Origin of the sequence: Arachidicoccus sp. BS20 (assembly GCF_001659705.1) — a bacterium.
Taxonomy (GTDB): domain Bacteria; phylum Bacteroidota; class Bacteroidia; order Chitinophagales; family Chitinophagaceae; genus Arachidicoccus.
Window position 1 is genome coordinate 1,009,464 of the sequence record NZ_CP015971.1, and the last position, 26,475, is coordinate 1,035,938.

Consider the following 26,475-nt stretch of genomic DNA (forward strand, 5'->3'; position numbering starts at 1 on the left):
CTGACAATGGCTAAAACAAAAACAGCATTTTTTTGCAGCAACTGCGGATATGAAAGCCCAAAATGGTTGGGTAAATGTCCGTCGTGCAACGAGTGGAATACATTTGTTGAAGAAGTGATTGACAGAGGCAGCGACAAAACTTCAGTGTGGAAAAACTATAATAAAAGTTCATCGGAAAAAGAAAACCGCATTGTATCGTTAGGCGAAATAAACGTGCATGAAGAAAAAAGAATTTTAACCAAAGATGCGGAAATCAACCGCGTGCTTGGCGGCGGCATTGTGCATGGAAGCATCGTACTTGTGGCGGGCGAACCGGGCATCGGGAAGAGTACATTGTTTTTGCAAACAGGTTTACAACTCAATCAACTCACGACTTTATATGTGAGCGGCGAAGAAAGCGAGCAACAAATCAAAATGCGTGCGGCAAGGCTCGGTATTCAGAACGAAAATTTTTATTTGCTTACCGAAACTTCCACGCAAATTATTTTTAAAGAAATAAAAAAGCTCAAACCGCAGCTTGTAATTGTAGATAGTGTGCAGACCTTGCATTCCGAAATTATAGATGCTTCGCCCGGAAGCATTTCGCAAATTCGTGAGTGCGCCGCAGAATTTCAGCGTTTCGCCAAAGAGACCGACACGCCGGTATTTTTGATTGGTCATATCACGAAAGACGGCAACATTGCGGGACCTAAAATTTTGGAACACATGGTGGATACAGTATTGCAATTTGAAGGCGACAGGCATTATACTTACCGCATTTTGCGCACGCTGAAAAATCGTTTTGGCAGCACCGCAGAACTCGGTATTTATGAAATGTCCAATGAGGGAATGCGTGCCGTAAACAATCCGTCAGAAATATTGATTTCGCAAAAAGAAGACAATCTTAGCGGTAGCGCCATTGCCGCAAGCATGGAAGGAATGCGACCACTATTGATTGAAGTGCAAGCACTCGTAACGCAAAGTGTGTACGGCACACCGCAACGCACCGTGAGCGGATTTGATTTGCGAAGATTGCAATTGTTGCTGGCAGTTCTTGAAAAGCGCGGCGGATTTTTATTCGGTATGAAAGATGTGTTCATTAACATTGCGGGCGGTTTGAAAGTCGAAGACCCGTCGATTGATTTGGCGATTATAGCAGCGCTTCTCTCCTCTTACGAAGACATTCCTTTGCCGCAACAAATCTGTTTCGCCGGCGAAGTTGGTTTAAACGGCGAAATACGTGCTGTGAATAGAATTGAACAACGCATTGCCGAAGCGGAAAAACTGGGGTTTGAAAAAATCATTGTTTCGCGATACAACAAAAAAGGCTTTAATGCACAACATTTTAAAATAGAAATTATCTCTTTGGGCAAAGTGGAAGAACTGTATAAATATCTTTTTTAAATGAAATAGTTTAAAATAATAAAACTTATAGTACTTTAGCCCGTCATTTTTTTGAAACAAACTATCAATAATTATTTATGGCTAATCAGCAGAAGAGTTATGGCAGTGCAATGGCAACGCTAATAACTGTTTTTTTCTTTTGGGGTTTTGTGGCAGCGAGCAATGGTATTTTTATACCTTTTTGTAAGGCGCATTTCAATCTTACTCAATTCGAGTCCCAACTCATTGATTTTACTTTTTACGGTGGTTATTTTATCGGGTCTTTGATATTGTATATTGCCTCACAGGTATCCAAAGTTGATATACTTAACAAAATCGGTTTTAAGATGGGCATTGTATATGGATTGCTCATTTCGGTTGTAGGTGCGTTGGCTATGATTCCATCGGTAAAGTCGGGAGAATTTGGTTTAATTTTATTATCGTTTTTCATTATTGCCATTGGCTTTTCGTTGCAACAAACGGCTGCGAACCCGTTTGCAGTCGTATTGGGCACGCCTGAAACCGGAGCGCACAGACTGAATCTTGCAGGTGGAGTCAATTCACTTGGAACCTTGCTTGGTCCGGTAATTGTGAGCGTTATTTTATTCGGTTCTGTCGGTAGCGGAACAAGTAATGTTTCTATCACTTCCATTAATAATTTATACTTACTGCTTGCAGGCGTATTTTTTGCCGTAGCCATATTTTTCTGGATTTCCAACCTGCCAAAAGTTACCAGCGATGAAAAATTTGAAGGCGGACTTGGTGCATTGAAATATCCGCAATTGGTTTTGGGCATGGTTGCTATTTTCGTCTATGTAGGCTGTGAAGTAACCATTCAAAGCAATATGGGAGCATTGCTGGAGAGTAAAGAATTTGGCGGTCTTAATCCCGCTCAGATTTCGCCTTACATTTCATTGTATTGGGGCAGTTTGATGATTGGTCGCTGGACAGGTGCTATCAGCGCATTTAAGACTTCAAAAATTCTAAGAAATATTTTAACCATTGTTGTTCCTTATGTTGCGTTTGGTATTATACTTTTGGTTAATCATTTACAGGGAACACCTGTTGATGAGTTCTATATTTATGCAGTATGTATTGCCATTTTGGTAGGCGGATTTTTTATCGGCAATGAAAAGCCTGTTTTGAACCTGGTCATATTTGGAATTGTAGGCATTCTTGCAATGGCAATCGGCTTATTAACCGTAGGAGAAGTTGGTCGCCTGGCATTTATTAGCGGAGGTTTGGCTTGCTCCATTATGTGGCCCAGCATTTTCGCATTGGCAATTACAGGCTTGGGAAAATACACTAGTCAGGGTTCTGCATTTTTAATTATGATGATTTTGGGCGGGTCTATTATTCCGCCGTTACAAGGTAAAATAGCAGACCTTTCCAATATTCATATATCATACATTGTTCCTTTGATAGGATTTGCCTACCTTGTATTCTTTGCAGTACGTGTAGGAAAAATATTGGAAAAACAAGGAATAGATGTGGACCACACAAAAGCATCCGGACATTAATTAACTTTGCAAAAAATAAAACACTAAATACTTACAAAAAAATATGTTATCAGTTCCTGTTTCTCAGCAAATGGCTATCGGTATTGACATTGGCGGCACCAATACCGTGTTTGGAATCGTTGACCATAGAGGCGAAATAAGCTACCGTGGCGCCATATCCACAAAAAAACACGATAAATTTGAAGACTACATAGATGAATTGTACGAAGCAATTTTACCTGCAATCAATCAGTTCGGTATAGATAAACTTATCAGAGGTATCGGCATAGGTGCACCTAACGGAAATTTTTACACGGGCAAAATAGAATACGCACCCAACCTTCCATGGAAAGGAGAAATTGCACTGGCAGAAATTATTCAGGCAAAATTTAACCTGCCGGCGGCTTTGACCAACGATGCAAACGCAGCAGCCGTGGGCGAAATGACTTACGGTGCAGCAAAAGGCATGAAAGATTTCATCATGATTACTTTGGGAACCGGAGTTGGCAGCGGAATCGTTGTAAACGGCGAATTGGTTTATGGGCACGATGGATTTGCCGGCGAGCTTGGACATACTATCATTGTTCCGGGAGGACGCAAACACTGGTCAACAGGCGTTCACGGCTCATTGGAAACATACACTTCGGCTACAGGCGTTACGTTGACAGCTATTGAATTACTTGAAAAATACAAAGACAAGCCAAGTATTTTACGTAATTACGATACAGATGAAATCGACAGTCGTTTAATTTACGACTGCGCTATTCAGGGCGATGAAATCGCAAAAGAAACCTATTATTTCACAGGAGAAATTTTAGGGAAAGCGCTGGCAAATTTCGTGATGTTTTCTTCTCCCGAAGCGATTATTTTATTCGGTGGATTATGTAAGGCGGGAAGCCTTCTTTTTCAACCGACCAAAAAGCACATGGAAGAAAATTTGTTGCCTATTTTTCAAAACAAAGTTCAAATCATACCAAGCGAATTAAAAGAATCTGACGCAGCTATTCTTGGTGCGAGCGCATTGGTTTGGGAATTAAAATAAATTATCTTTGACAACGAGATTCAACCACAATTACGCAGATATAAATACTGCGTAATTGTGGTTTTTCTTTAAAAATTTTGTATGAAAAAAATATCATTAGCCCTGATTTTTGCAGGCTTCGGCGCAACTGCAAGTTTTGGGCAACACAACAACAACGATATTTTACAATATGTGAATCCATTGATTGGCTCAGCGGCACATGGTCATGTGTTTGTAGGTGCAAATGTGCCTTTTGGCGCAGTGCAGGTTGGTCCTACGAATTTTACACGAGGTTGGGACTGGTGTTCAGGTTATCATTATTCCGATAGTGTAATGGTAGGTTTTTCGCAACTGCATTTAAGCGGCACGGGCATCGGCGATTTAGGCGATGTATTGATGATGCCGTACGAAGGTGCTGTCAAAACCAATCCGCATGAATATGCCGACATTTATTCCCACAATGATGAAAAAGTTTCTCCGGGATTTTACTACGTAAAACTAAAAAAATCAGGCATAAAAGTAGAACTTAGTTCAAGCAAACGGGTTGCATTTCACAAATACATTTTTCCCGCACAAGACTCCGCACGTGTAATTGTAGATTTACAGCAAGGTATTGGCTGGGATTCGGCTACACACACTTTTATAAAAATACTGGATAAAAATACGATTATCGGCTATCGTTTTTCAACGGGTTGGGCTGCCGACCAACGCTTGTGGTTTGCAATTAAAACGTCGAAACCTATTGTATCATTTGCCGCGTTCAGTCATGGAAATTTTATCTCTAATGATTCTCTCGCTTCCAATGATGTGAAAGGTATTTTATCTTTTGGAAAAGATGTTGGCGAAGTCGATTTCAAAGTCGGCATTTCTCCCGTAAGTCCGGAAAATGCTTTGGCAAATATCCGGGCAGAAATTCCCGGTTGGGATTTCGATAAAGTTGTAGAGAATGCACAAAACGAATGGCGAAAAGCCTTGTCAATAGTGCATCTTGAGTCCAATGATGCTGCGAAGAAAACAACTTTTTACACGGCTTTATACCACACAATGATTGACCCCGTTTTGTTCAATGATGCAGACGGCTCATACCGCGGCACAGACAAAAAAGTGTATGCGCACGCAGCTTTTAACAACTATTCGGTATTCTCTTTGTGGGATACTTACCGCGCGTTAAATCCCTTGATGACTGTATTGCATCCCGAAGTCGTAAACGATTTTGTAAACTCAATGCTCGCTATTTATCAGCAGCAAGGCAAATTACCAATATGGCATTTAATGGGCAATGAAACAGATTGCATGGTTGGCTACAGCGCAGTTCCGGTAATTGCCGATGCCATTTTAAAAGGTTTTAAAGGCTTTGATGTGAAGCTTGCATTTAAAGCGATGAAAGCATCTGCCAACAGGGACGATTACGGACTAAAATATTTAAAAGAACTTGGATATATTCCTTCGGATAAAGAAAATGAATCTGTTTCCAAAGCGCTGGAATACGCTGTAGATGACGGCTCGATTGCTTTGGTGGCAAAATATTTAAACAAGCAAGCCGATTACGAACTATACAAAAAGCGCTCTGAGTATTATAAAAAATATTTCGATACCAAAACACAATTCATGCGCGGCATTTTATCCAATGGACAATTCCATGAACCGTTCAATCCTTTCCAATCAGTTCATACCAAAAGCGATTATACCGAAGGTAATGCGTGGCAATATATTTGGCTCGCTCCGCAGGACGTACATGGCTTGATAAAATTATTTGGCAGTGATGCATCGTTTATAAAAAAATTAGACAGTCTGTTTGTCGTTACCGGCGATTTAGGAGCGAATGCTTCGCCCGATATTTCCGGCTTGATTGGAATGTATGCTCAAGGCGACGAACCCGAACATCATGTTCCGTATTTGTACGCTTTCGCGGGACAACAATGGAAAACCGCTGAGAAAGTACATGAAATTTCTACAAAGTTTTATACTGATAAAATCGACGGTTTGTGCGGCAATGACGACTGCGGACAAATGAGTGCTTGGTATGTAATTTCCTCTTTGGGATTCTACCAGGTAAATCCGTCGAATGGCATTTTTGTATTCGGTACACCGGCTTTCGATAAAGCATCGATAGAAGTTAATGGAAAACGATTTACTGTAAAGGCAGACAACCTTTCTGACAGCAATATTTATATTCAATCTGTACAACTGAACGGGGAAAATTATTCCAAATCATACATTACATACAAAGATATTATGAACGGCGGTACATTAGAATTTACAATGGGTTCTACACCTAATAAAAACTTTGGTACAGCAAATACTGATAGACCATGAGTTTATTTGTAAGATTGAGGAACACATAAAACATTTCAATACAAAAAGAGAGTGATTTTAATACAATAAATCACTCTTTTTTTGTGTTAATAATTGTCATACAACCTCAATCAATATGAAAAAGTTTAAAAAGGCATGTCATTACTCTGCTCTTTTAATGAGTTTACTATTTTTCACTACTCTTTCTTTACGCGCACAGCAGTATAATAATGAGTGGATAGTTTACGGTCAAAGTTACTATAAGTTCAAGCTGTTGTCTGATGGTCTTTACCGTATCACGGGGGCATCGTTGTCGGCGGCAGGCTTGGGCAGTGTCAGCGGTTCTCAGTTGCAGCTTTGGCACAACGGCAGGCAGGTAGCCTTGTATGTCAGCAACAGCGGCACTTTCGGCAGTTCGGATTACATAGAGTTCTGGGGCATGCACAATGACGGTTCAACGGACTCTGCGCTGTTCAAGCGTCCTGCCGACCAAATCAACAAAGCCAAAAGCCTGGAGACCGACAGTGCAGCCTACTTTCTGACGCTCAATACCAACACTTCGCAAAACCTGCGCTATACCGATAACGGTGTTTTATCCATTCCTCCGGATGTCCGGCCCGAAGCCTATTTCATGTACACCGTTCAAAACAACCTGAGCGGCAACTTCAACCAGGGTCCGGCAAAAGACTACAGCGGCGATTACGTGTACCTCTCCGACTACCAATACAAAACCTTCGGTGCGCTGCTCACGCCGGGCACCACGGTGGCAAGCGCATTTACCAACTTACATCCCTATACCTCAGGCAGCGTTACGTCCAGCCTTTCGGTGGGTATTGCCGGTTCTTCTTCCACAGGCACGAACCGTTTGGTCAGCGTGAGCGGCAGCACCGGCGGCACGCTGATAAACGGCGCTTCCTTAGGCGCCTTTGAAGGCAAAATACTGACGGCGGATGACTTCCGGATAACCGGCAACTTTACGGCTACCGTCAGCGAGACCAACAGCAACAGCTCCGGCGACCGGGCAACCGTCAGCTTTGTGTCCTTAACCTATCCCAGAACATTTGACTTCGGGGGACAATCCTCTTTCGCTTTTTCCCTGCCCGCATCCGCACAGCAACGCGTGCTGCAGATAACCGATTTCAATGCCAACGGCAGTACGCCCGTTCTGTATGATTTAACGAATAACCGGAGATATACGGCAAATGTCAGCGGCGGCACTTATTCCTTTGTCATTCCGGCAACCGCCGCTGCCGATTTTGCATTGGCAGGACAGGCAGCCGCATCTTACACCGGTATAACGGGTACAGAGATTCGCCGCCGGGATTTTGCCGACCCTGCCGGCAGCGCTAACCAGGGCAACTACCTGATTATCTACAATAAAGTATTACAAAACGGTGCACAGGCATACCAACAGTACCGCGCATCCTCTGCCGGCGGAAGCTTCAATGCCAGACTCTATGAGATAGAAGATTTGGAAGACGAGTTCGCCTTCGGCATACACGGGCATCCGCTAAGTATTAAAAACTTCCTGCGCTATGCCAGAAGCCGGTTTGCACAAAGCCCGGAATATGTGCTGCTGCTGGGACGAGGATTAACCTTCAACAATACGTATGGCACCAATGGCGCCAATGCCGATTACCGGTCGCAGGCACTGCTCCCAACCTACGGGTGGCCCGCATCCGACATCCTTTTAGCCTCCGACAATTTTGTACCCGTTGCCGCTACACCCGTCGGCAGGGTATCGGCAATAAGCTCCGAAGAAGTCAACACCTATCTTGACAAGGTTAAAGCTTATGAGCAGGAACAGCAAAATAATGACAATACTATCGACAATAATTTTTGGAAAAAAAATATTGCATTTATTTCCGGGGGAAGCTCTGCTTCCGAAGAATCCCAGTTCGGCGGCTACCTGAACAGCTATGAAAAAATCATGAGCGATACATTATACGGCGGCAGGGGGTATTACTTCAGCAACCAGTCGTCTTCCTTTACAACCACGTCCAGTGATTTCTTAAACAGCCTGTTTGCCTCCGGCATGAGCCTGCTCAGCTATTACGGGCACGGTGCCAGCACCACGATAGGCTACGCCCAGCTCAGCGACCCGTCTGCTTTTAACAATAACGGCAAATATCCTGTTATATTTACCAGCGGTTGCGACGTCGGCAACTGTTTCGATTATATGGGCGGCAGAAGCAACACTGTCAACAATATTACCGAACGGTATCTGTTTACCAAAGATAAAGGGAGCGTCGCTTTTGTGGCACAAACTTATTTAGGCATTACCAATATCCTGGATCTTTACAACAGGACTTTGTACAAGCACCTGGCTGTTACTGATTATTCCCGGCCGGTTATCAACAGCATGATAGCGGGGGAACAACTCATGGTTGACCCGAGTTCGCTGCCCGGCAGGGACAGCATCAGTCTGTATGCCAATGCAGCACAAACCTGTTTTTTGGGCGACCCCGCCATTTCACTGTTCGGAGCAGCCAAGCCCGATTTTGCCGTAGATGCCGCGCATATCATTGCCCCGCAATCGGTGTCGGCAACTGCCGCCGGCTTTCATATAAAAGCCTATTTGTATAACTTAGGCAAAGCTGCCGGGGACTCCGTAATGTTGCAGGTACAAAGAAAACTGCCTTCGGGAACAATACAAACCCTGTTGTCCAAAAACATTCCTTCGGTAAAAAATATAGATTCGGTGGAGCTGGATGTAACACTTAACCCGGCTACAGATGCCGGCAGCAACAGCATCATCGTAACCATTGACGGCAATGCACGCTATGATGAGCTAAGTACTGCCAACAACACCGCGACGGCAACCGTTTTTGTCTATTCCAACGGGCTGACGCCTGCTTATCCTTACGATTATTCCATCATTCATAATCCGACCGCTCATCTCATTGCTTCCACCTCCGACGCATTGGCTGCCGCAACCGATTATGTGATGGAACTGGATACCACATCTTTATTCAATTCTACATTCAAAATAACAAAAACGGTACACTCTGCAGGAGGAGCCATCGATTTTGACCCCGGAATCAGCTACAGCGATAGTACGGTTTACTACTGGCGGGTAAGTCCTGCGCCGGCACAAGGCGGTTTGTATTACTGGGCAGGAAGCAGTTTCCAATACATCGGCAGTCCCAACAACCGGGACGGTGCCGGGCAGTCGCACCTCTATCAGCACCTGGCGTCTGCGACAGAAAGAATCCGGCTGGACAGTACAAGCAGGCTGTGGACTTTTACTAATATCCCCAATGCCTTCCTGATTAACCACGCCGTAACCGGCGGCGGGAATACTACCGGAGCAAGCAACTTCGATATCGTTATCAACAACACAATTCTTAATTCCAGCTACTATTGTACTTCTGTGGGTAATTCCATCATGTTCAATATATTCTCTCCGGACGGTGTTAAGCCTTATTTTAACCAATCCGAACCTTCTACCGTTGAGCAGGCCGGCGGCGTGCTGGCAGGTTCCGGCAAAGGCTTCATGGGTTCAACGACTGCCTGCGGCTCTTCGCCTTACTCTTTTGACAAAAACCCCGCTAATTATCCCAATACCAATAAATACAACTTCCAGTTCCCGTATAAAACCACGGCACAACGCAATAATATTGCACAGTTCATGGACTGGATACCCGAAGGTTCCTATGTGATTGTCAGGCTGTTTATTGTAACGCCGTTTACCTCCGTACCTACGGTGGATGCGTGGAAAACACAGGACGGCACGGGCAGCGGTTCGCTCTACAACGCTTTTATTGAACAGGGACTTGGGCTTATCGATAATTTTACGGCACCCAAAGCAGCGGTGTTTATCTATAAAAAAGGAGACCATTCCTTTACGCCGCTTCAGCAAATGACCGATGACGCTTTCGGGCAGCTGCATATCAATCAAAATATCAACAGCAGCGATACGCTGGGCTTCATCACTTCCCCAAAATTCGGTCCCGCCCAAAGCTGGACATCGCTGCAATGGAACGGGCAGTCGCAGGATGCGGCAGGTACGGATAATGCACAGTTGTACGTGATAGGTTTTGACAGCAGCCAAACCCGCAGCACCGTGCTCAAAACGCTGACCATGGCACAGCAGAATGCCGATATCTCTGATATTGATGCGCAGCAATACCCTTACCTGCAACTGAAACTGCGCGATGCCGACAGCATCAACTTTACACCTTACCAGCTGCGCTACTGGCACTTGTTGTATTCCCCTTTGCCCGAAGGTGCGCTGGCGGCAAATATTTTGTACAATACAAAAGATACGGTTAACAGCGGGGAAGACTACAGCTTCGCCATCGCCTTTAAGAACATTAGCGACCAGCCTTTTAACGACAGCCTCCCGGCAAATGTGAACATCACAAGCGCAAATAATACAGTATATACCATCCCGGTCAGAAACCTTAAAAAACTGATGCCCGGCGATACAGCCATTGTCAGCATTACCATACCGGGTGACTCCGCTACCTTCAATAAAAACCAGACAAACCCAACGCTCAAAACATCAGTAAGCACTCAAAATATTGAGGGACTAAATACCCTGTCTCTTAGTATAAATCCTAATCTTAAACAACCCGAAGAAACACTTGAGAATAATACACTAAAAAAGACTTTCTTTGTTGCATCAACCGGATCTGCAACTCCTATTACTTTATTAAATGCAAAAGCAATAGTTCAAGGAAGCCGCGTATTGATAACCTGGCAAACGGCTACAGAAACCAACAATTATCAATACATTATCGAACGTTCAAATTCAGGTGTCAACTTTTCTGCAATCGGCGCTGTCGCAGGAGCGGGAAACTCCACTTCTTTACTCAATTATTCCTTTGTGGATAGCATTCCGAAAACGGGTATAAATTATTACCGAATCCGCCAAGTAGATTTTGATAATAGATACACTTTATCGAAAATTCTAAGTGCAACCGTCGGCAGCAGCGCTTCAAAAGATATATTGGTTTACCCCAATCCGGTAAACAATAAAATAAATATACAGTTCCCTACGCTCGGCGTTGTGAATGTGAGCATTTATTCAACTGACGGAAAATCCATCGTGAATGTATCCGGCACAATTCCACAAATAAACGAAATCATAAACCAACGAATCGGGAATATTACGGAAGGAATTTATTTTATACAATTAACCGATGGCATCAGTAAGTACCAAACAAAGTTTATAAAACAATAACGCATCGGATAAAATGAAGAACGGTCGGCAAAATATTGCTGACCGTTCTTGTTTTCATATAGAGAAAAAAACTACCTGCCAAACAAGCTCATATTCGAACTAAAAATCTTAACGGCAATTGCCAATAATACAACACCAAAAAATTTTCGCACAGCAATAATTCCTCCCGGACCTAAAATTTTTTCAAACCATTTAAGCGACGAAATAACTACATATATAATAATCAAATTGGCAATTATGCCCGCTATAATTTCAAGCTGCGAATAAATGGCTTTCAAAGAAATAATAGTAGTAAGCGTTGCGCTGCCCGCAATCAATGGAAACGCAACAGGTACGATAATTCCGAGTTTGGGATTATCATCGCCCTTAAAAATTTCGTGCCCTAAAATCATTTCCAAGCCCAATAAAAACAACACTATCGAACCCGCCAAGGCAAACGAATGCACATCCAGCCCCATCAAATCCAGAAACTGCTGACCTATAAACAAAAAAGCAATCATAATGATGCCCGATATTGTTGTAATTTTTTTTGCATCAAAGGCAACCTGATTCTTTTCTTTAATCGCAATAAACAGCGGAATAGAACCCAGTACATCAATTACAGCAAACAGCGTAAAAGAAACGGTAAACAAATGATTCCATTGAAACTGCATAAAATTGTTTTAATACAAAGCTACAATTATTCCGCATTTCCGTAAATAAACGAATGGGCTTACATTTGCCGCATGAAATTTCTACCCATAATCATTATCATTTTTGCGGCACTCATATTAAATGCCTGCAAAAACAATTCACATAAGACTGATTATCTGAAATACAAAGTAGAAGAAGTTAATTCATTAACTAACTTTTTAAGTACAAAGCCGGACAGCGCCGGGCTCCGCCTGATTGTTGCCAACAAACTCGACAGCATTGGCGAATACAAAAATGCGCTTTTGCAAATAGATACCTTGCTGAAAAACGACAGTAACAAATATGGATTGTGGGTAGCAAAAGCCAACATTTTATCGGATAGCGGAAATTTTAGCGAAGCAAAAAAATCATTGCAAAAAGCAGTTGCCATTTATCCCGGAAACGAAGCTGTACTAAGTCTTTCCGAAATTCTCGCAAATGAAAAAAACGATAGTTGTTTAATCCTCGCAAAGCAATTTAAGGGAATACAAAACGCTTATTACAATTACATTTCCGCATTGTACTTTTATAACAAAGACAGCCTGGCAAAGGCAGATTCTTTACTAAATAAATCCACGGCACAAAACGCTTTTTTTACAAAGCCTTATTTAGTGAAAGGAAAAATATTGCAGCAAAATAACCAACTCCAAAATGCTTTAAGTATTTTTAAAGCAGGATTAAAATTTGAACCAAAAAATATTTCCTTGTTGAATGCCGTTGCAGAAACTTTTATACAAATGAAAGAAGCCGACAGCGCAAAAACATATTTCGCTGAAAGCCTTGCTACGAAACCATTTCAGCCGAGAATACCTAAAGAATTTAAAAACTAAATGAATGAAAAGAATAATTGCGCCCTCGTTTTTAGCATCGGATTTTTTAAGATTGAACGAAGAAGTGGAAATGATCAATAACAGCGCCGCAGAATGGCTGCATCTCGATGTGATGGACGGGCGTTTTGTACCGAACATCAGTTTTGGCATTCCCGTGATTGAACATATTCGCAAGGCAACAAAAAAAGTGTGCGATGTACATCTGATGATTGTAGAACCGGAAAGATATATTGATGCTTTCCACAAAGCAGGTGCAAACAATATTTCGTTGCACATAGAAGCCTCGCCAAATCTGCATCGCAGCATCCAGCACATTCATTCGCTTGGCATGAAAGCAGGCGTAGCCGTGAATCCGCATACGCCGATTGACAGCTTGCAGGATATTATTCAGGACATAGATTTTGTAAACCTGATGAGCGTAAATCCCGGTTTCGGCGGGCAATCTTTTATCGAACACACTTTAATTAAAATAAAGCAACTGCGTAAATTAGCCAACGACAAAGGCTTGGAAACATTGATTGAAATTGACGGCGGCGTTACATTGGAAAATGCAAAAGCGATTTTTGACGCAGGTGCAAACGTGCTTGTAGCGGGCAGTTCGGTGTTTAAAGCACGTAATCCACAACAAGCGATTGCAGAGTTGTTGGACGTATAAAATTTACGGCGCTAATCTTTTAATTTTCCAAGTTCCATTTTCCAAAGTGTACAACAATCTATCGTGCAAACGATTGGAACGACCTTGCCAAAACTCAATAGATTCAGGCATTACAGCGTATCCGCCCCAATGTTCGGGACGCGGAATATCTTCGCCAAACTGCTCTTTAAAATGTTTTTCATTTGCTTCCAAAACTTCGCGCGAAGCAATCACTTCGCTTTGCGGCGAGCTCCACGCTCCTACTCTACTGCCCGCAGGCCGTGAATAAAAATACTCATCGCTTCGCGCTGCGGAAACTTTTTTAACTCGACCGGTAATGCGCACTTGTCTTTCTAGTTCTTTCCAAAAAAATACCAGGCAAGCATACGGATTTTCGGCAAGTTCTTTTCCTTTTGCACTGTTGTAATTGGTAAAAAATTCAAAACCTTCTTCCGAAAAATTTTTCAGTAAAACGATGCGCGCATCGGGCTTTCCATCACTTGAAACCGTTGCCAAAGTCATTGCATTTACTTCTTCAATTTCGCTGTGAACGGCTTGTTGCCACCATGCGTCAAACTGTGCTATTGCGTTGGGCAATACATCGCTTTCGTTCAGTGTCATCAATTTATAATCGGTACGAATGTTTGCTATATTCATTTTCAAATTTTCAAATCATCACATTATCAAATTACTTTTCTCCGGCTCTTTTCAGCAGCTCCTTTTCGGCTTTCGTAAGTGCCGCATAACCTTTATTGTTGATTTTATCCAAAATTTCATCAACACGTTCCTGCGTTACATGTTCTTTTGTTTCAAAAGGCTTGCGAGTGGTTTTATAAAAAAAAGGGCTTTCGTTTTTTGTTTGTTTATATTTTTTATCGGGATTAAAAAGACTGTCAATTTTATGCACAAACGAATATATCCATTCGCCATAATCGTTTCCTTTTTTCAATTGGTAAATAATATAAAAACCAACCAGCGCAGAAAACAAAATCGTTGAAACATACGCCACGCCTGCATTTGCAACAGAACTTACACTAACCAACATGAATACCGCAAACAAAATCCATAAAGGAATACCGCCGCCGAGCATCGGGAAAATTCTGTACTGCGGCGTTAGCGTGGTGGCGCCTGCTGCTACCGCAACTACTGCCGGTAAAGCGCCAATAAGAAAATCAATATGAACAACAGATTGCGGAAGCACTGCATTAATTATTAAGAAAAATATTCCGCCCAAAATACCACCGTACAAATACAAAGGAATGAGTCTTTTGTTTCCCGAAAGACTTTGTAAGATGTACCCGAAAGCAACCAGCCACAAAAGATTGGAAAACAAATCGAGCAGCGATTCGTGCGTGAACATATACGAGAAAAGCGACCATGGCTGACGGATAAATTGTCCAAACGAAGAGGGTAATATAAAATAATTAAAAATTTCTCTGTGGAAAGTATCAATAGTTGTATCCGCAACATTGCTGCTCGATGTCATAAAATAAAACACCTTAAAAAATATCAGCAATACAAACAATACTGCATTTGCGGCAATCAGCAACACCAAAGCATTTGAGCTGCTGCCGAGCGAAATTTTATGTTTGGGTCGAAGCGTTGAATTCATTTTAAAAATTGATTGAACAAAGTTAAAAAATAGTAATCCGATATGGAAGATGATTTCAATCATCTCTTTGAAAATTGCCACAGATGCACAAATGAATATTATCTGTGCGCCTGTCGCAATTCCTTAATAAAAATGCCTTCTGTCTGTTTTATTCCAGATATAAATTAATAAAAATCCGACCAGCGCACCGCCAAGGTGCGCAACATGTGCAACATCATCGCCGGGCGAAGAACGAATGGTAGCGAACAGTTCGTATGCCAAATATCCCAACACGCCCCACTTTGTTTTTATCGGCAAAAAGAAATACAGGTATAAATACGTATTCGGAAAAAGGTAAGCGAAAGCCGCCAATACACCAAAAACCGCACCGCTCGCGCCAAGCATCGAAGCATTAATAACCAAATAATCCTGCAAAGCCAAATCGCGCTGCGACGCATCAAGTTTCAGTAAATTAAATTCAGCAACCGTTTGGTGTAAATTAAAATGCAGATACGTAAGATAAATAACCGCCGCACCAATACCCGACACAAGATAAAACGTAAGAAATCGTTTCGCACCGAAATTTATCTCTAACGCCGAGCCGAACATCCACAAACCAAGCATGTTCAGTAAAATATGCGATATGCCCAAACTCGAATTAAACGGACTGTGCATAAACATATACGTAACGAGTTGCCAGGGCTTGAAAAGCGTGCTGTACGTGGAATGCAATGCAAAAGTATCGTCAAGCCAATTGGTAATATGCACGCTGATAAAACTCTGCGCTATCCATACCAGAAAATTAAAAATAATAAGATTTTTAATTACCGGTGTAAACGGCGGGAAACCTATTTGCTGATTATATTGAGGCATTTTTTAATTAAAAATTAATAATTAGGAATTAATAATTAAACGTTTTCATTAGCAGAAATTAACCAATGATTTTTATATCTTTTTCAATTTTAACTGCGCTACGTTTTCAATATGTAATGTATGTGGAAACATATCCACAGGCTGCATTTTTGTAATCTCATATTTCTCGCTCAGCAAAGCCAAATCCCTTGCCTGCGTTGCCGGATTACAGCTTACATACACAACCAGCGGTGCTTCCATTTCGAGTAATTTATTGACTAATTTTTCGTGCATTCCGGCACGCGGCGGGTCGGTAATTACTACATCAGGACGACCATGTTGTACAAAAAAATCATCATTGCAAATATCAATTACATCGCCTGCAAAAAACGCGGAATGCTTGATATTGTTAAGTTGTGCGTTTTCCTTCGCGTCTTCAATTGCTTCGGGAATTACTTCCACACCAATAATTTTTTTTGCGCCTTTGCTGCAAAAAATGCCGATACTTCCTGTGCCGCAATACAAATCGTATAAAGTTTGTGAGCCGTCAAGTTCTGCAAATTCACGCGTGATTCGATACAATTTTTCCGCCTGTTTTGAATTGGTCTGGAAGAAAGATTTCGGACTGATTTTGTAAGAAAATTTTTCCAGTTTTTCTATAATAAAACCTTTGCCCGAAAACACTTGTGGCTCCAAATCATAAATACTGTCGTTCTTTTTTTCGTTAATGGTATAAAGCAGCGTTGTGATTTTCGGGAACTTTTCGGTCAATAAATTCAGTAATGCTTCGCGGTTTTCTTTGTCCTCATAACCGAACACTACGTTTATCATTAATTCGCCGGTTGTCGTATTTCTTACCAAAACATTGCGCAGCCAGCCTTGATGCTCTTTAATATCGTAAAAAGGGATTTTGCGCAGCCTTGCAAATTGCGCAATGAATTTTCTGATTTCGTTGGTCGGTTCTTTTTGCAAATGACAAACATCTATTTCCACTACTTTATCAAAAAAACCTTTTGCATGAAAACCTGCAACACCTTGCTGTGTGCGCGTATCAAAAGGTTCGCCCGAATTTTTCAATGCCGCAAATTCTTCTTTGGGAATGTATGGCTTAGTGGAAAAAGTATATTCCATTTTGTTGCGGTAGCCTGTTGTTTCCTTGCAACCGGCAATGGGAGAAATATCCGGCAGCTTTAATTTTCCGATGCGTGTGAGCTGGTCAATAACTTGTTTTTCTTTGTACAGTAATTGCTTTTCGTAAGGCAAATTTTGCCAGCTGCAACCGCCGCAAATACCGAAGTGCGCGCAAAAAGGCTCAACCCTGTCTTTTGAATACGAAACAAAATTTACGGGAAAAGCATTTGCCCAATCCTTTTTGTTTTTAGACACCTGAACATCCACCACATCGCCGGGAACGGCTTTTTCGATAAATACAATTTTACCTTCGACTTTGCCGATAGCTTTTCCTTCGGCGGCATAGTCTTCCACCAACACGTTGCTCCAGATAATTCTTTCTTTTTTTCGTCTCACGCGGCAAAGATAATGCTTAGGCAACAATGCTGTTCTCGATTTATAACACATATAACTGTATATGAATCAAAATTTGCAGATAAGGCATCGCTATCATAAAGTGCGAATAGCCAAACTTTTACAAACAATTAATAGCATAAATGCGTTTTCATATACAAACTTTTTAATCTCAAATCCCCTACCTTTGCACCACAAAATTTTATTTCTTTTATGTTGAAAAATACACAGGTATTACATCCTTGGCACGGCGTGGAAACAGGCAAAAACGCGCCGGAATTTGTAAATGCAGTTATCGAAATTCCGCAAGGTTCGCGCATGAAATACGAGATTGACAAACCGAGCGGCTTACTGAAATTAGACAGAGTTATATACTCTTCTTTCCACTATCCTGCCAATTACGGTTTCATTCCGCAAACTTATGGAGATGATAAAGACCCTTTGGATATTTTGGTTATTTCAAGCATGAGCATTCAACCTTTGTGCATCGTAGAAACCAAAGTTATCGGCGTAATGCAAATGCTGGATGGCGGCGAGGGGGACGATAAAATTATTGCCGTTGCAGCTAACGATCCAAGCATTAATTATTACGAAAATATTGAAGAGTTGCCCAAGCATTTTTTCAGCGAGTTGAGACACTTTTTTGAAGAATATAAAACACTGGAAAATAAAACCGTAAAAGTGGAAGAATTCGGCAACAAAGCAATGGCTTTGGATATTATTAATAAAGCAATAGAAGCGTATAAAAATCTATAATGCACCATCGTGGATAAAAAACAAAAAACATAGTTTTCGTTTTTCTGTTTTTGTCCTACATTTGTCAAAATTTTACTGAAATGGAAACAACATCAAGAGGAAAATACTGGGCATGGTTTTTTGTATGGTTGGTCATCATTATTTCATTGCTCATTTGGCTAAGACAATGGTTTTGGTTGGCGTTGCCCGGCACGCTCACTTATTTCGTAAAAGCTATGGGCATAATTGACGATAACAAAAAAGAAGACCAGTTTTATTAATCTGTTTTCCCGGTTTTAAATAATTAAAAAGGAATGATGTTAAACGTCATTCCTTTTTTGTTGCACTTCGTCATTCCGAATTTATTTGGTGTCGCCGGTTTTTCAATTCAACATCTTGTCGGATGCTGAAATAAGTTCAGCATGACGCGTGAATTACTTTACTTTTATCAATTCCACGCCATGTGAATTAACCTTTGTATCAAATCCTTTCTTGAATTTACCCAAATCTTTCTTACGCCACAAGTCGCGCACAGTAAGCGTTTCGGACAAATTCAACTCTTTCCAATCTACATGAATTGTTTTTGCTTCTTTGGATAAATTGAAAATACCGATAGCGTGCGTTCCATCTTCCAGTTGCTTTACCCAAATTTGATAATCATCTTTTTTAATAATTTGCTGTGCTTGTTTTCCCAAAATATCCTGGTCTAAAGCGAGCACTTCATCATTGGTCAAAAGGCTTGTGGTAAAATTATCCAGCTTGCTCATATCGCAACCTATCAGCAACGGTGCCGACAACAAGCACCAAAGGCTAATGTGCGTGTATTGCTCGTCAGGCGTGAGTTTCGTAGGATGAAGATTATCGCTCCAGCCGAGCATTCCAACCACCAGCATGTCTGGGTCATTCCAATGTCCCGGACTGGCATACGGATACAAAGGCGCTTGTCTCGACCAAATTGAAGTAAGGCTTCCCCACGAATCGTTGATGTCGCCTGTGGTACGCCAACTGTTGCCATTCACATTTGCACCCCATTTCCATACATCGCGCCAGCCATACTGACAAAGGCTGTAATAAATATCGCGCGGCTGTTGCAGCAACGCTTTCTGCATGATTGTATATGGTTTTATAAACGCCGCATCAGTAGTATCGCCTTCTGCACGATAAACAGAATCGTAACTGCACCAATCGTATTTTAAGTAATCAACGCCCCAGCTTGCATAAGTAGCAGCATCCTGCAACTCATGTTGATACGAAGCCAGAAACCCACCGCAGGTGCGCGTTCCGGGCGATGAGTAGATACCGAACTTTAGACCTTGTGCGTGAAGCCAATCGCTTAATGATTTCATGTCAGGAAATTTTTCGTTGGGCGAAATGGTTCCGTCGGCATTGCGCTGCGCAGCTTCCCAACCGTCGTCAATATTGATGTAGCTCCAACCGTAATCAATTAATCCTTTATCAATCATCGCCCGCGCAGACGATTTTACCCTGTCTGCATTCACGCTCAAACCCCAGCAATTCCAGCTATTCCAACCCATCGCAGGCGTAAGCCCAAGTTGATTACCCACTTTAATTGTAAAATTTCTTTTGTTCTTTCCCAAAGCATTGGAAACGGTTACTTCCATTTTGTAATCGCCTGCATTTTTCAACGCGCCTGTAATAACGCCGGTGCTTGCATCGACCGATAACCCTTGCGGAAGGTTTTTCACTTCGTAATGCAAAGGCTTTTGTCCCGATGCAGCAATTTTATATATCACGGGCGAGTTTGGGCGCACGCCAAAAACTTCTGCACCGTTGATATGCGGCTTCGGCGATGGCGGCGGCGTAAGAATGTATTTGTCCAAACTGTCGCTTTGCGAAAAAGATGCACAAGCGATTAACGTGAAAGCCAATGAAGACAATAGTTTCAGCGATTTCATTATTTAAAATTTAGTTTAAAGAGAGATAGTGAAATTATAAGTTTTTATTGAAAATAAAACACATTGAAACCGATAAATAATTTTAACGCCCTTTTTTCATTCATCATTTTATTTTTAATACATTAAGATCTTCCCATGAAAATTTTGAAAAGAACAATTGGACTAACCTTTTTCTGTTTATTCATAAATATTATTTCTGGTAAGAGCCAGCAAAAAAATACATATAATTTTTCTTTTGAAAAAACAAATGCGGCACATAAGCCGGAAGGATGGACTTTATCTTTTGGTTCTCAAAACGCTGGTTATACAACACAACTCGATTCATCTGTCGTTAATGACGGGAAATATTCTTTAAGCATTTTTAAAACAAACAATGACACTACAACGTATGGTGTAGCTGAATATACAATTCCGGCATATTATAAGGGAACAAAAATAAAATTGACAGGATTCTTAAAAACGGAAAATATTGCAAAAGGAGATGTAGGTTTTTGGATACGAATTGATGGGAATAGAAAAAGATTACAATTTGGCGATATGCATTTATCAGGTATTCAAGGTACGAACGATTGGAAAGAATATAGTATTGAATTGCCTTATGATTCGGTCAATGCAAAGCAAATTGTTTTCGGCGCAGTTTTATCCGGCGAGGGCAAAATATGGGTGGACAATATTCATATATATTTGGATAATCAACCGATTGAATCTGCTTCTTTAAAGGATTTATTTCCTGCGAAAAAAGATACTTCCTTCTCGGTTATTTCAGGAATTTCATCTATTGATTTAAACACTGACAAGATAAAATTGTTAACCAATCTCGGCATGATTTGGGGATTTCTAAAATATTATCATCCGGCAATTACACAAGGAAAATATAATTGGGACGCAGAACTTTTCAGGCACTTACCACAAATTTTAAAAACCGAAAACAATAAAATTGCATACAAAACAATTGAACAATGGATAGATAGTTTAGGCGTTGTTCCCGTTTGTAACAACTGTGCCGTAATTCCTGCCGATAAAATAAAACTGAAGCCTGATTATGGTTATTTGTTCATACCGAATAATCTTCCGGCTTCTTTGTTAAAGAAGCTCGAATTTATCAAGAACAATTATACCCCTGTAACCGAACAATATTATGTAGGATATGCCCAAGCCAGAAATCCATCTTTTACCAACGAAATTCCTTATTCAAATTCTTATCCCGATGCAGGCATCAGACTTTTGGCGTTGTACAGGTATTGGAACATTATACAATATTTTTATCCCTCACGTTATTTAATCGGCGAAGATTGGAATAAAGTATTAACCAAATTCATTCCGAAATTTATCAATGCAAAAAACAGCAAAGAATATACTGCTGCCTGCCTTGAAGTGATTGCGAATATTCACGATACGCATGCAGGTATCTGGAGTTATCCGCCGGCTTTGGATTCATTGAAAGGCGCTTATATGGCACCTTTTCAAGCTAAGTTTATTGAGGACAAACTGGTGGTTACAGGCTATTATAAATATACACCGGAATTAAAGGATTCTATCCATATCGGAGATATTATCGAAAAAATTGATGGTGTTTCTGTTGATTCTTTAGTCAAAAAATATTTGCCTTTAACACCCGCTTCTAATTATGAAACGCAGCTAAGAGACTTGCCTACGGTTTCGCAGGGCTTCTTACTTAGAAGCAACAATAGAAAAGCACAACTCATAATAAAAAGAGAAAATCAAGAATTCCTGGTAACAGTTTCAAAAATTCATTCGAATAACATCAATCCTTCATCGGGCTTTGAAGAGTTATCAGGATATAAAATACTTGCTGGCGGAATTGGCTACATTTTTCCGGGAATGCTAAAAGACGATGACATTACTTCCATCAAAAAAGCATTTGCAAACACCAAAGGTCTGATTATAGACCTGCGTAGTTATCCATCTTCTTTCATGCCGTTTACTTATGGCGCGTGGCTCAAAAATAAGCCAAGCCCTTTTATTCGTTTCACGCAGGTATCTTTAGATTTACCCGGATGTATAAATTATGGTGCAACCCTTTCCAACGGAGAGAACAATGCGAATGCTTATAAAGGTAAAGTTGTAATTATCGTCAATGCATCAACTCAAAGCAGTGGAGAATATACGGCGATGGCATTAAGTACAGCTCCTAATGCAACAGTAATAGGCAGCACTACCGCCGGAGCCGATGGTAATGTTTCAACAGTCATTCTTCCCGGGGGAATTTCTTCCTGGATTTCCGGGCTTGGGGTTTATTACCCTGACGGAACGGAAACACAAAGAAAAGGCGTGAAAATAGATATTCTCGTTAAGCCTACAATCAAAGGCATTCGAGAAAGAAAAGACGAGTTATTGGATAAAGCAATGCAAATAATTGAAAACAGTTAAAAAGATAACCTATATTTTTAATACATAAAATTCTTCCTCATGAAAATTTTCAAAAGAATAATTGGATTGATGTCTCTCTGTTTACTAATAAGCATTATTTCTGGTAAAGCACAAATACAAAATCAATATAATTTCTCTTTTGAAAGAATAGACAACAAGCATCAACCAAGCGGTTGGATTTTTCAAAATAGCGGTTGTACCGTACGACTTGATACATCGGTGGTTTACGACGGGAAATATGCTTTAAATATTCTTAAAACCGACAGTGGCGAAAATACATTTGGTGCTGCTGCCTATACAATTCCGGCAAATTACAGAGGGACGAGAATTAAATTGACAGGATTTATAAAAACTGAAAATATTGAAAATGGTCTGGCTGGATTGTCGATGCGCATAGATGGTTCAGAAAAGCAATTGGCATTCGATGATATGGACAATAGAGGTGTTCATAGAACGACCGATTGGAAAGAATACAGCATTGAATTGCCTTACGATTCAGTAAATGCGAAGCAAATTGTTGTTGGAGCTTCATTATCCGGTTCCGGAAAAATGTGGGTAGATGACCTGCACATATATTTGGATAATAAACCGATAGAAGTTGCTCCTGCAAAAGAATTGCTTCCTGCAGCAAGAGATACATCATTTTCGACGAATTCAGGAACAACATCAATTATATTAAATAGAGATAAAATAAAGCTATTGACTAATCTTGGAATGATTTGGGGATTCTTAAAGTATTATCATCCTGCAATTATACAGGGAAAATATAACTGGGACGCGGAACTCTTTAGGCATTTACCCTTAATATTAAAGGCACCTGATAACAAGACTGCTTATAAAATAATTGAGCAATGGATTGATAGCTTAGGCGCTGTTCCGGCTTGTAAAAATTGCGCTCTTGTTCCTGCCGACAAAATAAAGCAGAAACCCGATTATGGCTATTTATTCATTGCCGGCAATCTGCCTAAAACTTTAAAAGAGAAACTTAAATTCATTCGCGATAATTACAAGCCTGTATCCGAACAATATTATATATCAAAGTTCCCCTCCATCGGTAGCGCTGTTTTCCAAAATGAACTCCTATATGAAAATAGCAGGTATGTGGACGCCGGTACACGACTCATAGGCTTATACCGTTTTTGGAATATCATACAGTATTTCTTTCCTTCCCGTTATTTAATCGGAGAAGACTGGAATAAAGTGCTTCCTGAATTTATTCCAAAATTCATTAATGCAAAAGACGATAAAGAATACACATCGGCTTGCCTTGAAATCATTGCACGAATACACGACACCCATGCAAATATTTGGTGGAGCAACTATTCCACTGCGCTGGATTCTATAAAGGGAATGTATATGACTCCTTTCCAGGCTAAATTTATCCAGAATAAACTGATTGTTACTAATTATTATAAAGACACATTTGAAATAAAAAATAAAATTCACATCGGAGACATTATTGAAAAAATAGATGGGATTCCGGTTGACAGTTTAATAAAAAAATATTTACCATTGACGCCTGCCTCAAACTACGATGCTCAGTTGCGTGATATGCCTTCCGCAAATGGCTTCTTATTAAGAAGCAATAAGCAAGAAGTGAATTTACAAATAAGAAACAACGATACTGAGCGACAAATAACTATATCTAAGGTTTCAATATCGAAAATTGACCAAACAATTGATTATTCTGACCCTACACAAACATCGGGATATAAAATGCTGCCAGGTAATATCGGTTATATTTATCCAGGTAAATTAACCGATACAGATATTTTTACCATCAAAAAGCAATTTGCCGACACAAAAGGCTTGATTATAGATTTGCGCGTTTATCCCGCTATTATGGATATAGCTGTTCTTTCGGTGCATGGCTCAAAAAAGAGTTGACACCTTTCGCATATTTCACATTAATAAACTTAAATCTTCCAGGTGCTATAAGTATCGGCGATACAAGTTCAACCGGGAAATACTGTGGAGGAGTAGCAACTACCGAACATTATAATGGTAAAGTTGTAATCATTGTAAATACTTCTACTCAAAGCAATGGAGAATTTACTGCAATGGCATTAAGTACTGTACCGAACGCTAAAGTAATCGGGAGTACAACGGCAGGTGCAGATGGAAATGTTTCTATTATACGTTTACCCGGCGGAATAGCTACATGGATATCGGATTTAGGAGTTTATTATCCTGACGGCACAGAAGCACAAAGAAAAGGTGTGAAAATAGACATTCCCATAAAACCTACCATCAAAGGCATTCGCGAAGGGAAAGATGAATTGTTGGATAAGGCAATGCAAATAATTGAAAGCAAATAAATCCTACTTCCTTTCCAAAAACCGTTCCCGCCTCACAACCTGTACAGGCACGTTTCTGATTTTACTTTCGAGCCAAGCTTTGATATCAAGATACAAAAACGAGCGCGTTTCCAAAGGGTTGTTTTCCAGTTTTTCCAACTGGTTTTTCAGCTTCCGAAATTCCACCAAAACCTTTGCAGGCGATAGTTTGAATGATTTTTTTAAGAAAGAAAAAATAGCTTCCTCCACAATGCTCAGGTTTTTCATATTCGCCATAAAGCGATAAACCGATTTCAGTAAATATTCCAGCAAATCATCATTGCCCAGTTCATAATGCGCAATCAAATGCAGTAAACGCGCATAACATTGCAAATCCGTACGCAGGTCAGATTTCCGGTTGATAATTTTGTTGAGATAATCAATCGCTTTTTCATTGTCGCCACTACCGAAATACAAACACGCAATTTTATAATAAAACACCAGCACACGATGCGTATCCACGTGTAATTTATATTCTTCTAATTTTTCTTCAATATAAGGCACAAGCGTTATCCCTTCGGTAAAAGTTCCTTCCAAAAAATGCTTGTTAATCTTCGCCGTGTACAAATACATAAACACCTGAATGCCAATATTGGCACTGCTTTCAGCGATTTTACTCTTACTGAAAGTTTCAAATTGTTCCAGCACTTCGTTGAACTTTTCAAAGTTATTGGTGTCGAAATGCGCGCTCAGTAAATTGTGAAACGCCTTGATAAAAAGCACGGGTTCTACCTTTTGCATTTCGGGATGAGCGATAAAAACATCCAGCCATTTTTGCGTGTAGCGATAAAACATCCGCAAGTCCTGCAAAATAAAATTGTACCACGAATATGCCTGATACAAATATAATTTCTCATAAAATGACAATTCCAAATCTTTGACATTCGGCAGATTGGTTTTGAAAAAAAGCTCGATTGCCGTTACGTCTTTTTCGTCGCGCACGTGACCAAGACGAATATACCAACCGTACAATTGCAGCGTAAGATTGGACAATTTATTTTGTAGTGAAATGTGATTATTTACAATTTCCACTTCTTCCGAAAGCGATTCGGCTTTATCTTTTATACTGCGCGTAATGTGCAGCAATTCTATCTTTTTTTCCAGTTCCAAAGCCAGCAGCAACGATGTATTTTGGTTGTGCGAATATGCCAGTTGCTTTATTTTATCCAGCATTTTTAAACTTTGCAAATACAAGCCTTTGCTGTGCAAAATCCGTGCATAAGCCATTTGCTCGTTGAGTTGCATCTCTACATTTTTATCGTCGTTCAGGGTGCGCAGCGAAGCCAGAATCTGCTTGCTCAAATGCGCCTTCATATTGGACAGCTGTTGCTTTTTAATTGCCTTGTTTTTCTTCAGCAAAGAATCTTCATCATACTCATCCATCTTATCGAGCGCATCAAAAAGCTGCACAATTTTTAAATCGTCGTCGCCCGACGCTCTTTTAATAAATAATTTAAAATTGCGCTTTTCACTCTTTTCGAGCGATTTTATGAGTTGAAAAAGTTCGTCTGTACTTCGGTTAGGCATCGTAATTTTATTTCTCTGAAACTATTGATATTGCTGTATTTTATGAAAATTTAACAGCATTTTACGTCGTAGAATTTTACCTATTTTGATTTGTGTCAAAAC

Annotated in this window: 19 protein-coding genes; 12 read left to right on the top strand and 7 right to left on the bottom strand. The window is 40.6% G+C overall.

The annotated features are described in order from the left end of the window. Nucleotides 1-6: 6 nt before the first annotated feature. From radA to porU2, 5 genes are all read left to right on the top strand, one after another. Nucleotides 7-1,383 (top strand): DNA repair protein RadA, encoded by a 1,377-nt coding sequence (gene radA, locus A9P82_RS04560; RefSeq protein WP_066204616.1) that lies wholly within the window; start codon nucleotides 7-9, stop codon nucleotides 1,381-1,383. Nucleotides 1,384-1,460: 77 nt separating this feature from the next. Further along, nucleotides 1,461-2,882 (top strand): MFS transporter, encoded by a 1,422-nt coding sequence (locus tag A9P82_RS04565; RefSeq protein WP_066204624.1) that lies wholly within the window; start codon nucleotides 1,461-1,463, stop codon nucleotides 2,880-2,882. 43 nt (nucleotides 2,883-2,925) lie between these two features. Continuing rightward, nucleotides 2,926-3,903, top strand: coding sequence for an ROK family protein (locus A9P82_RS04570; protein ID WP_066204627.1), 978 nt, complete (start codon nucleotides 2,926-2,928; stop codon nucleotides 3,901-3,903). An 81-nt stretch (nucleotides 3,904-3,984) separates the two neighbouring features. After that, nucleotides 3,985-6,198 (top strand): GH92 family glycosyl hydrolase, encoded by a 2,214-nt coding sequence (locus tag A9P82_RS04575; protein ID WP_066204630.1) that lies wholly within the window; start codon nucleotides 3,985-3,987, stop codon nucleotides 6,196-6,198. Between the two features lie 157 nt (nucleotides 6,199-6,355). Beyond that, a complete protein-coding gene (gene porU2, locus A9P82_RS04580) occupies nucleotides 6,356-11,365 on the top strand; it encodes a putative type IX secretion system sortase PorU2 (protein WP_197492240.1) in 5,010 nt (1,669 codons plus the stop codon). 71 nt (nucleotides 11,366-11,436) lie between these two features. Here the strand turns inward: porU2 and A9P82_RS04585 are convergent, their stop codons facing one another. After that, nucleotides 11,437-12,018 carry a MarC family protein gene (locus A9P82_RS04585; RefSeq protein WP_066204638.1) on the bottom strand — a complete coding sequence of 194 codons (582 nt, stop codon included), beginning with the start codon at nucleotides 12,016-12,018 and terminating at the stop codon, nucleotides 11,437-11,439. 72 nt (nucleotides 12,019-12,090) lie between these two features. Between A9P82_RS04585 and A9P82_RS04590 the strand changes: the two genes are divergently transcribed. Beyond that, entirely contained in the window at nucleotides 12,091-12,867 is a 777-nt protein-coding gene (locus A9P82_RS04590; RefSeq protein WP_066204641.1) for a tetratricopeptide repeat protein, read from the top strand. Nucleotides 12,868-12,871: 4 nt separating this feature from the next. Next, nucleotides 12,872-13,522 carry a ribulose-phosphate 3-epimerase gene (rpe, locus tag A9P82_RS04595; RefSeq protein ID WP_066204642.1) on the top strand — a complete coding sequence of 217 codons (651 nt, stop codon included), beginning with the start codon at nucleotides 12,872-12,874 and terminating at the stop codon, nucleotides 13,520-13,522. A gap of 3 nt (nucleotides 13,523-13,525) precedes the next feature. On the opposite strand, the gene pdxH is transcribed toward rpe, so the two are convergent. From pdxH to rlmD, 4 genes are all read right to left on the bottom strand, one after another. Beyond that, the gene (gene pdxH / locus A9P82_RS04600) at nucleotides 13,526-14,158 is read right to left on the bottom strand and encodes a pyridoxamine 5'-phosphate oxidase (protein ID WP_066204648.1); all 633 of its coding nucleotides are present in this window, start codon (nucleotides 14,156-14,158) and stop codon (nucleotides 13,526-13,528) included. A gap of 31 nt (nucleotides 14,159-14,189) precedes the next feature. Then, complete coding sequence (locus A9P82_RS04605; RefSeq protein WP_197492241.1) at nucleotides 14,190-15,113, bottom strand: rhomboid family intramembrane serine protease; 924 nt, start codon at nucleotides 15,111-15,113, stop codon at nucleotides 14,190-14,192. 123 nt (nucleotides 15,114-15,236) lie between these two features. Then, nucleotides 15,237-15,965, bottom strand: a complete 729-nt coding sequence (locus A9P82_RS04610; RefSeq protein WP_066204654.1) for a rhomboid family intramembrane serine protease — start codon at nucleotides 15,963-15,965, stop codon at nucleotides 15,237-15,239. 72 nt (nucleotides 15,966-16,037) lie between these two features. After that, nucleotides 16,038-17,522 carry a 23S rRNA (uracil(1939)-C(5))-methyltransferase RlmD gene (gene rlmD / locus A9P82_RS04615; protein ID WP_066204660.1) on the bottom strand — a complete coding sequence of 495 codons (1,485 nt, stop codon included), beginning with the start codon at nucleotides 17,520-17,522 and terminating at the stop codon, nucleotides 16,038-16,040. A gap of 159 nt (nucleotides 17,523-17,681) precedes the next feature. On the opposite strand from rlmD, the gene A9P82_RS04620 reads away from it, so the two are divergent. Further along, on the top strand, nucleotides 17,682-18,224 hold the full coding sequence (locus A9P82_RS04620) for an inorganic diphosphatase (protein ID WP_066204662.1): 543 nt from the start codon (nucleotides 17,682-17,684) through the stop codon (nucleotides 18,222-18,224). A gap of 80 nt (nucleotides 18,225-18,304) precedes the next feature. Continuing rightward, on the top strand, nucleotides 18,305-18,484 hold the full coding sequence (locus A9P82_RS04625) for a hypothetical protein (RefSeq protein ID WP_066204665.1): 180 nt from the start codon (nucleotides 18,305-18,307) through the stop codon (nucleotides 18,482-18,484). Between the two features lie 153 nt (nucleotides 18,485-18,637). Here the strand turns inward: A9P82_RS04625 and A9P82_RS04630 are convergent, their stop codons facing one another. Beyond that, nucleotides 18,638-20,119 (bottom strand): putative Ig domain-containing protein, encoded by a 1,482-nt coding sequence (locus A9P82_RS04630; RefSeq protein WP_066204668.1) that lies wholly within the window; start codon nucleotides 20,117-20,119, stop codon nucleotides 18,638-18,640. Nucleotides 20,120-20,263: 144 nt separating this feature from the next. Between A9P82_RS04630 and A9P82_RS04635 the strand changes: the two genes are divergently transcribed. The 3 genes from A9P82_RS04635 to A9P82_RS15240 are packed head-to-tail and all read left to right on the top strand — an operon-like array spanning nucleotide 20,264 to nucleotide 24,828. Next, nucleotides 20,264-22,510: a S41 family peptidase gene (locus tag A9P82_RS04635; protein WP_066209601.1), complete on the top strand. Its 2,247-nt coding sequence runs from the start codon at nucleotides 20,264-20,266 to the stop codon at nucleotides 22,508-22,510. A gap of 39 nt (nucleotides 22,511-22,549) precedes the next feature. Continuing rightward, the gene (locus A9P82_RS15595; protein WP_197492242.1) at nucleotides 22,550-24,397 is read left to right on the top strand and encodes a hypothetical protein; all 1,848 of its coding nucleotides are present in this window, start codon (nucleotides 22,550-22,552) and stop codon (nucleotides 24,395-24,397) included. After that, nucleotides 24,394-24,828, top strand: a complete 435-nt coding sequence (locus A9P82_RS15240) for a S41 family peptidase (RefSeq protein WP_197492243.1) — start codon at nucleotides 24,394-24,396, stop codon at nucleotides 24,826-24,828. The genes A9P82_RS15595 and A9P82_RS15240 overlap by 4 nt, the downstream gene beginning before the upstream one ends. 3 nt (nucleotides 24,829-24,831) lie before the next feature. Here the strand turns inward: A9P82_RS15240 and A9P82_RS04645 are convergent, their stop codons facing one another. Further along, nucleotides 24,832-26,373 (bottom strand): hypothetical protein, encoded by a 1,542-nt coding sequence (locus A9P82_RS04645; protein WP_066204671.1) that lies wholly within the window; start codon nucleotides 26,371-26,373, stop codon nucleotides 24,832-24,834. Nucleotides 26,374-26,475 lie beyond the last annotated feature (102 nt).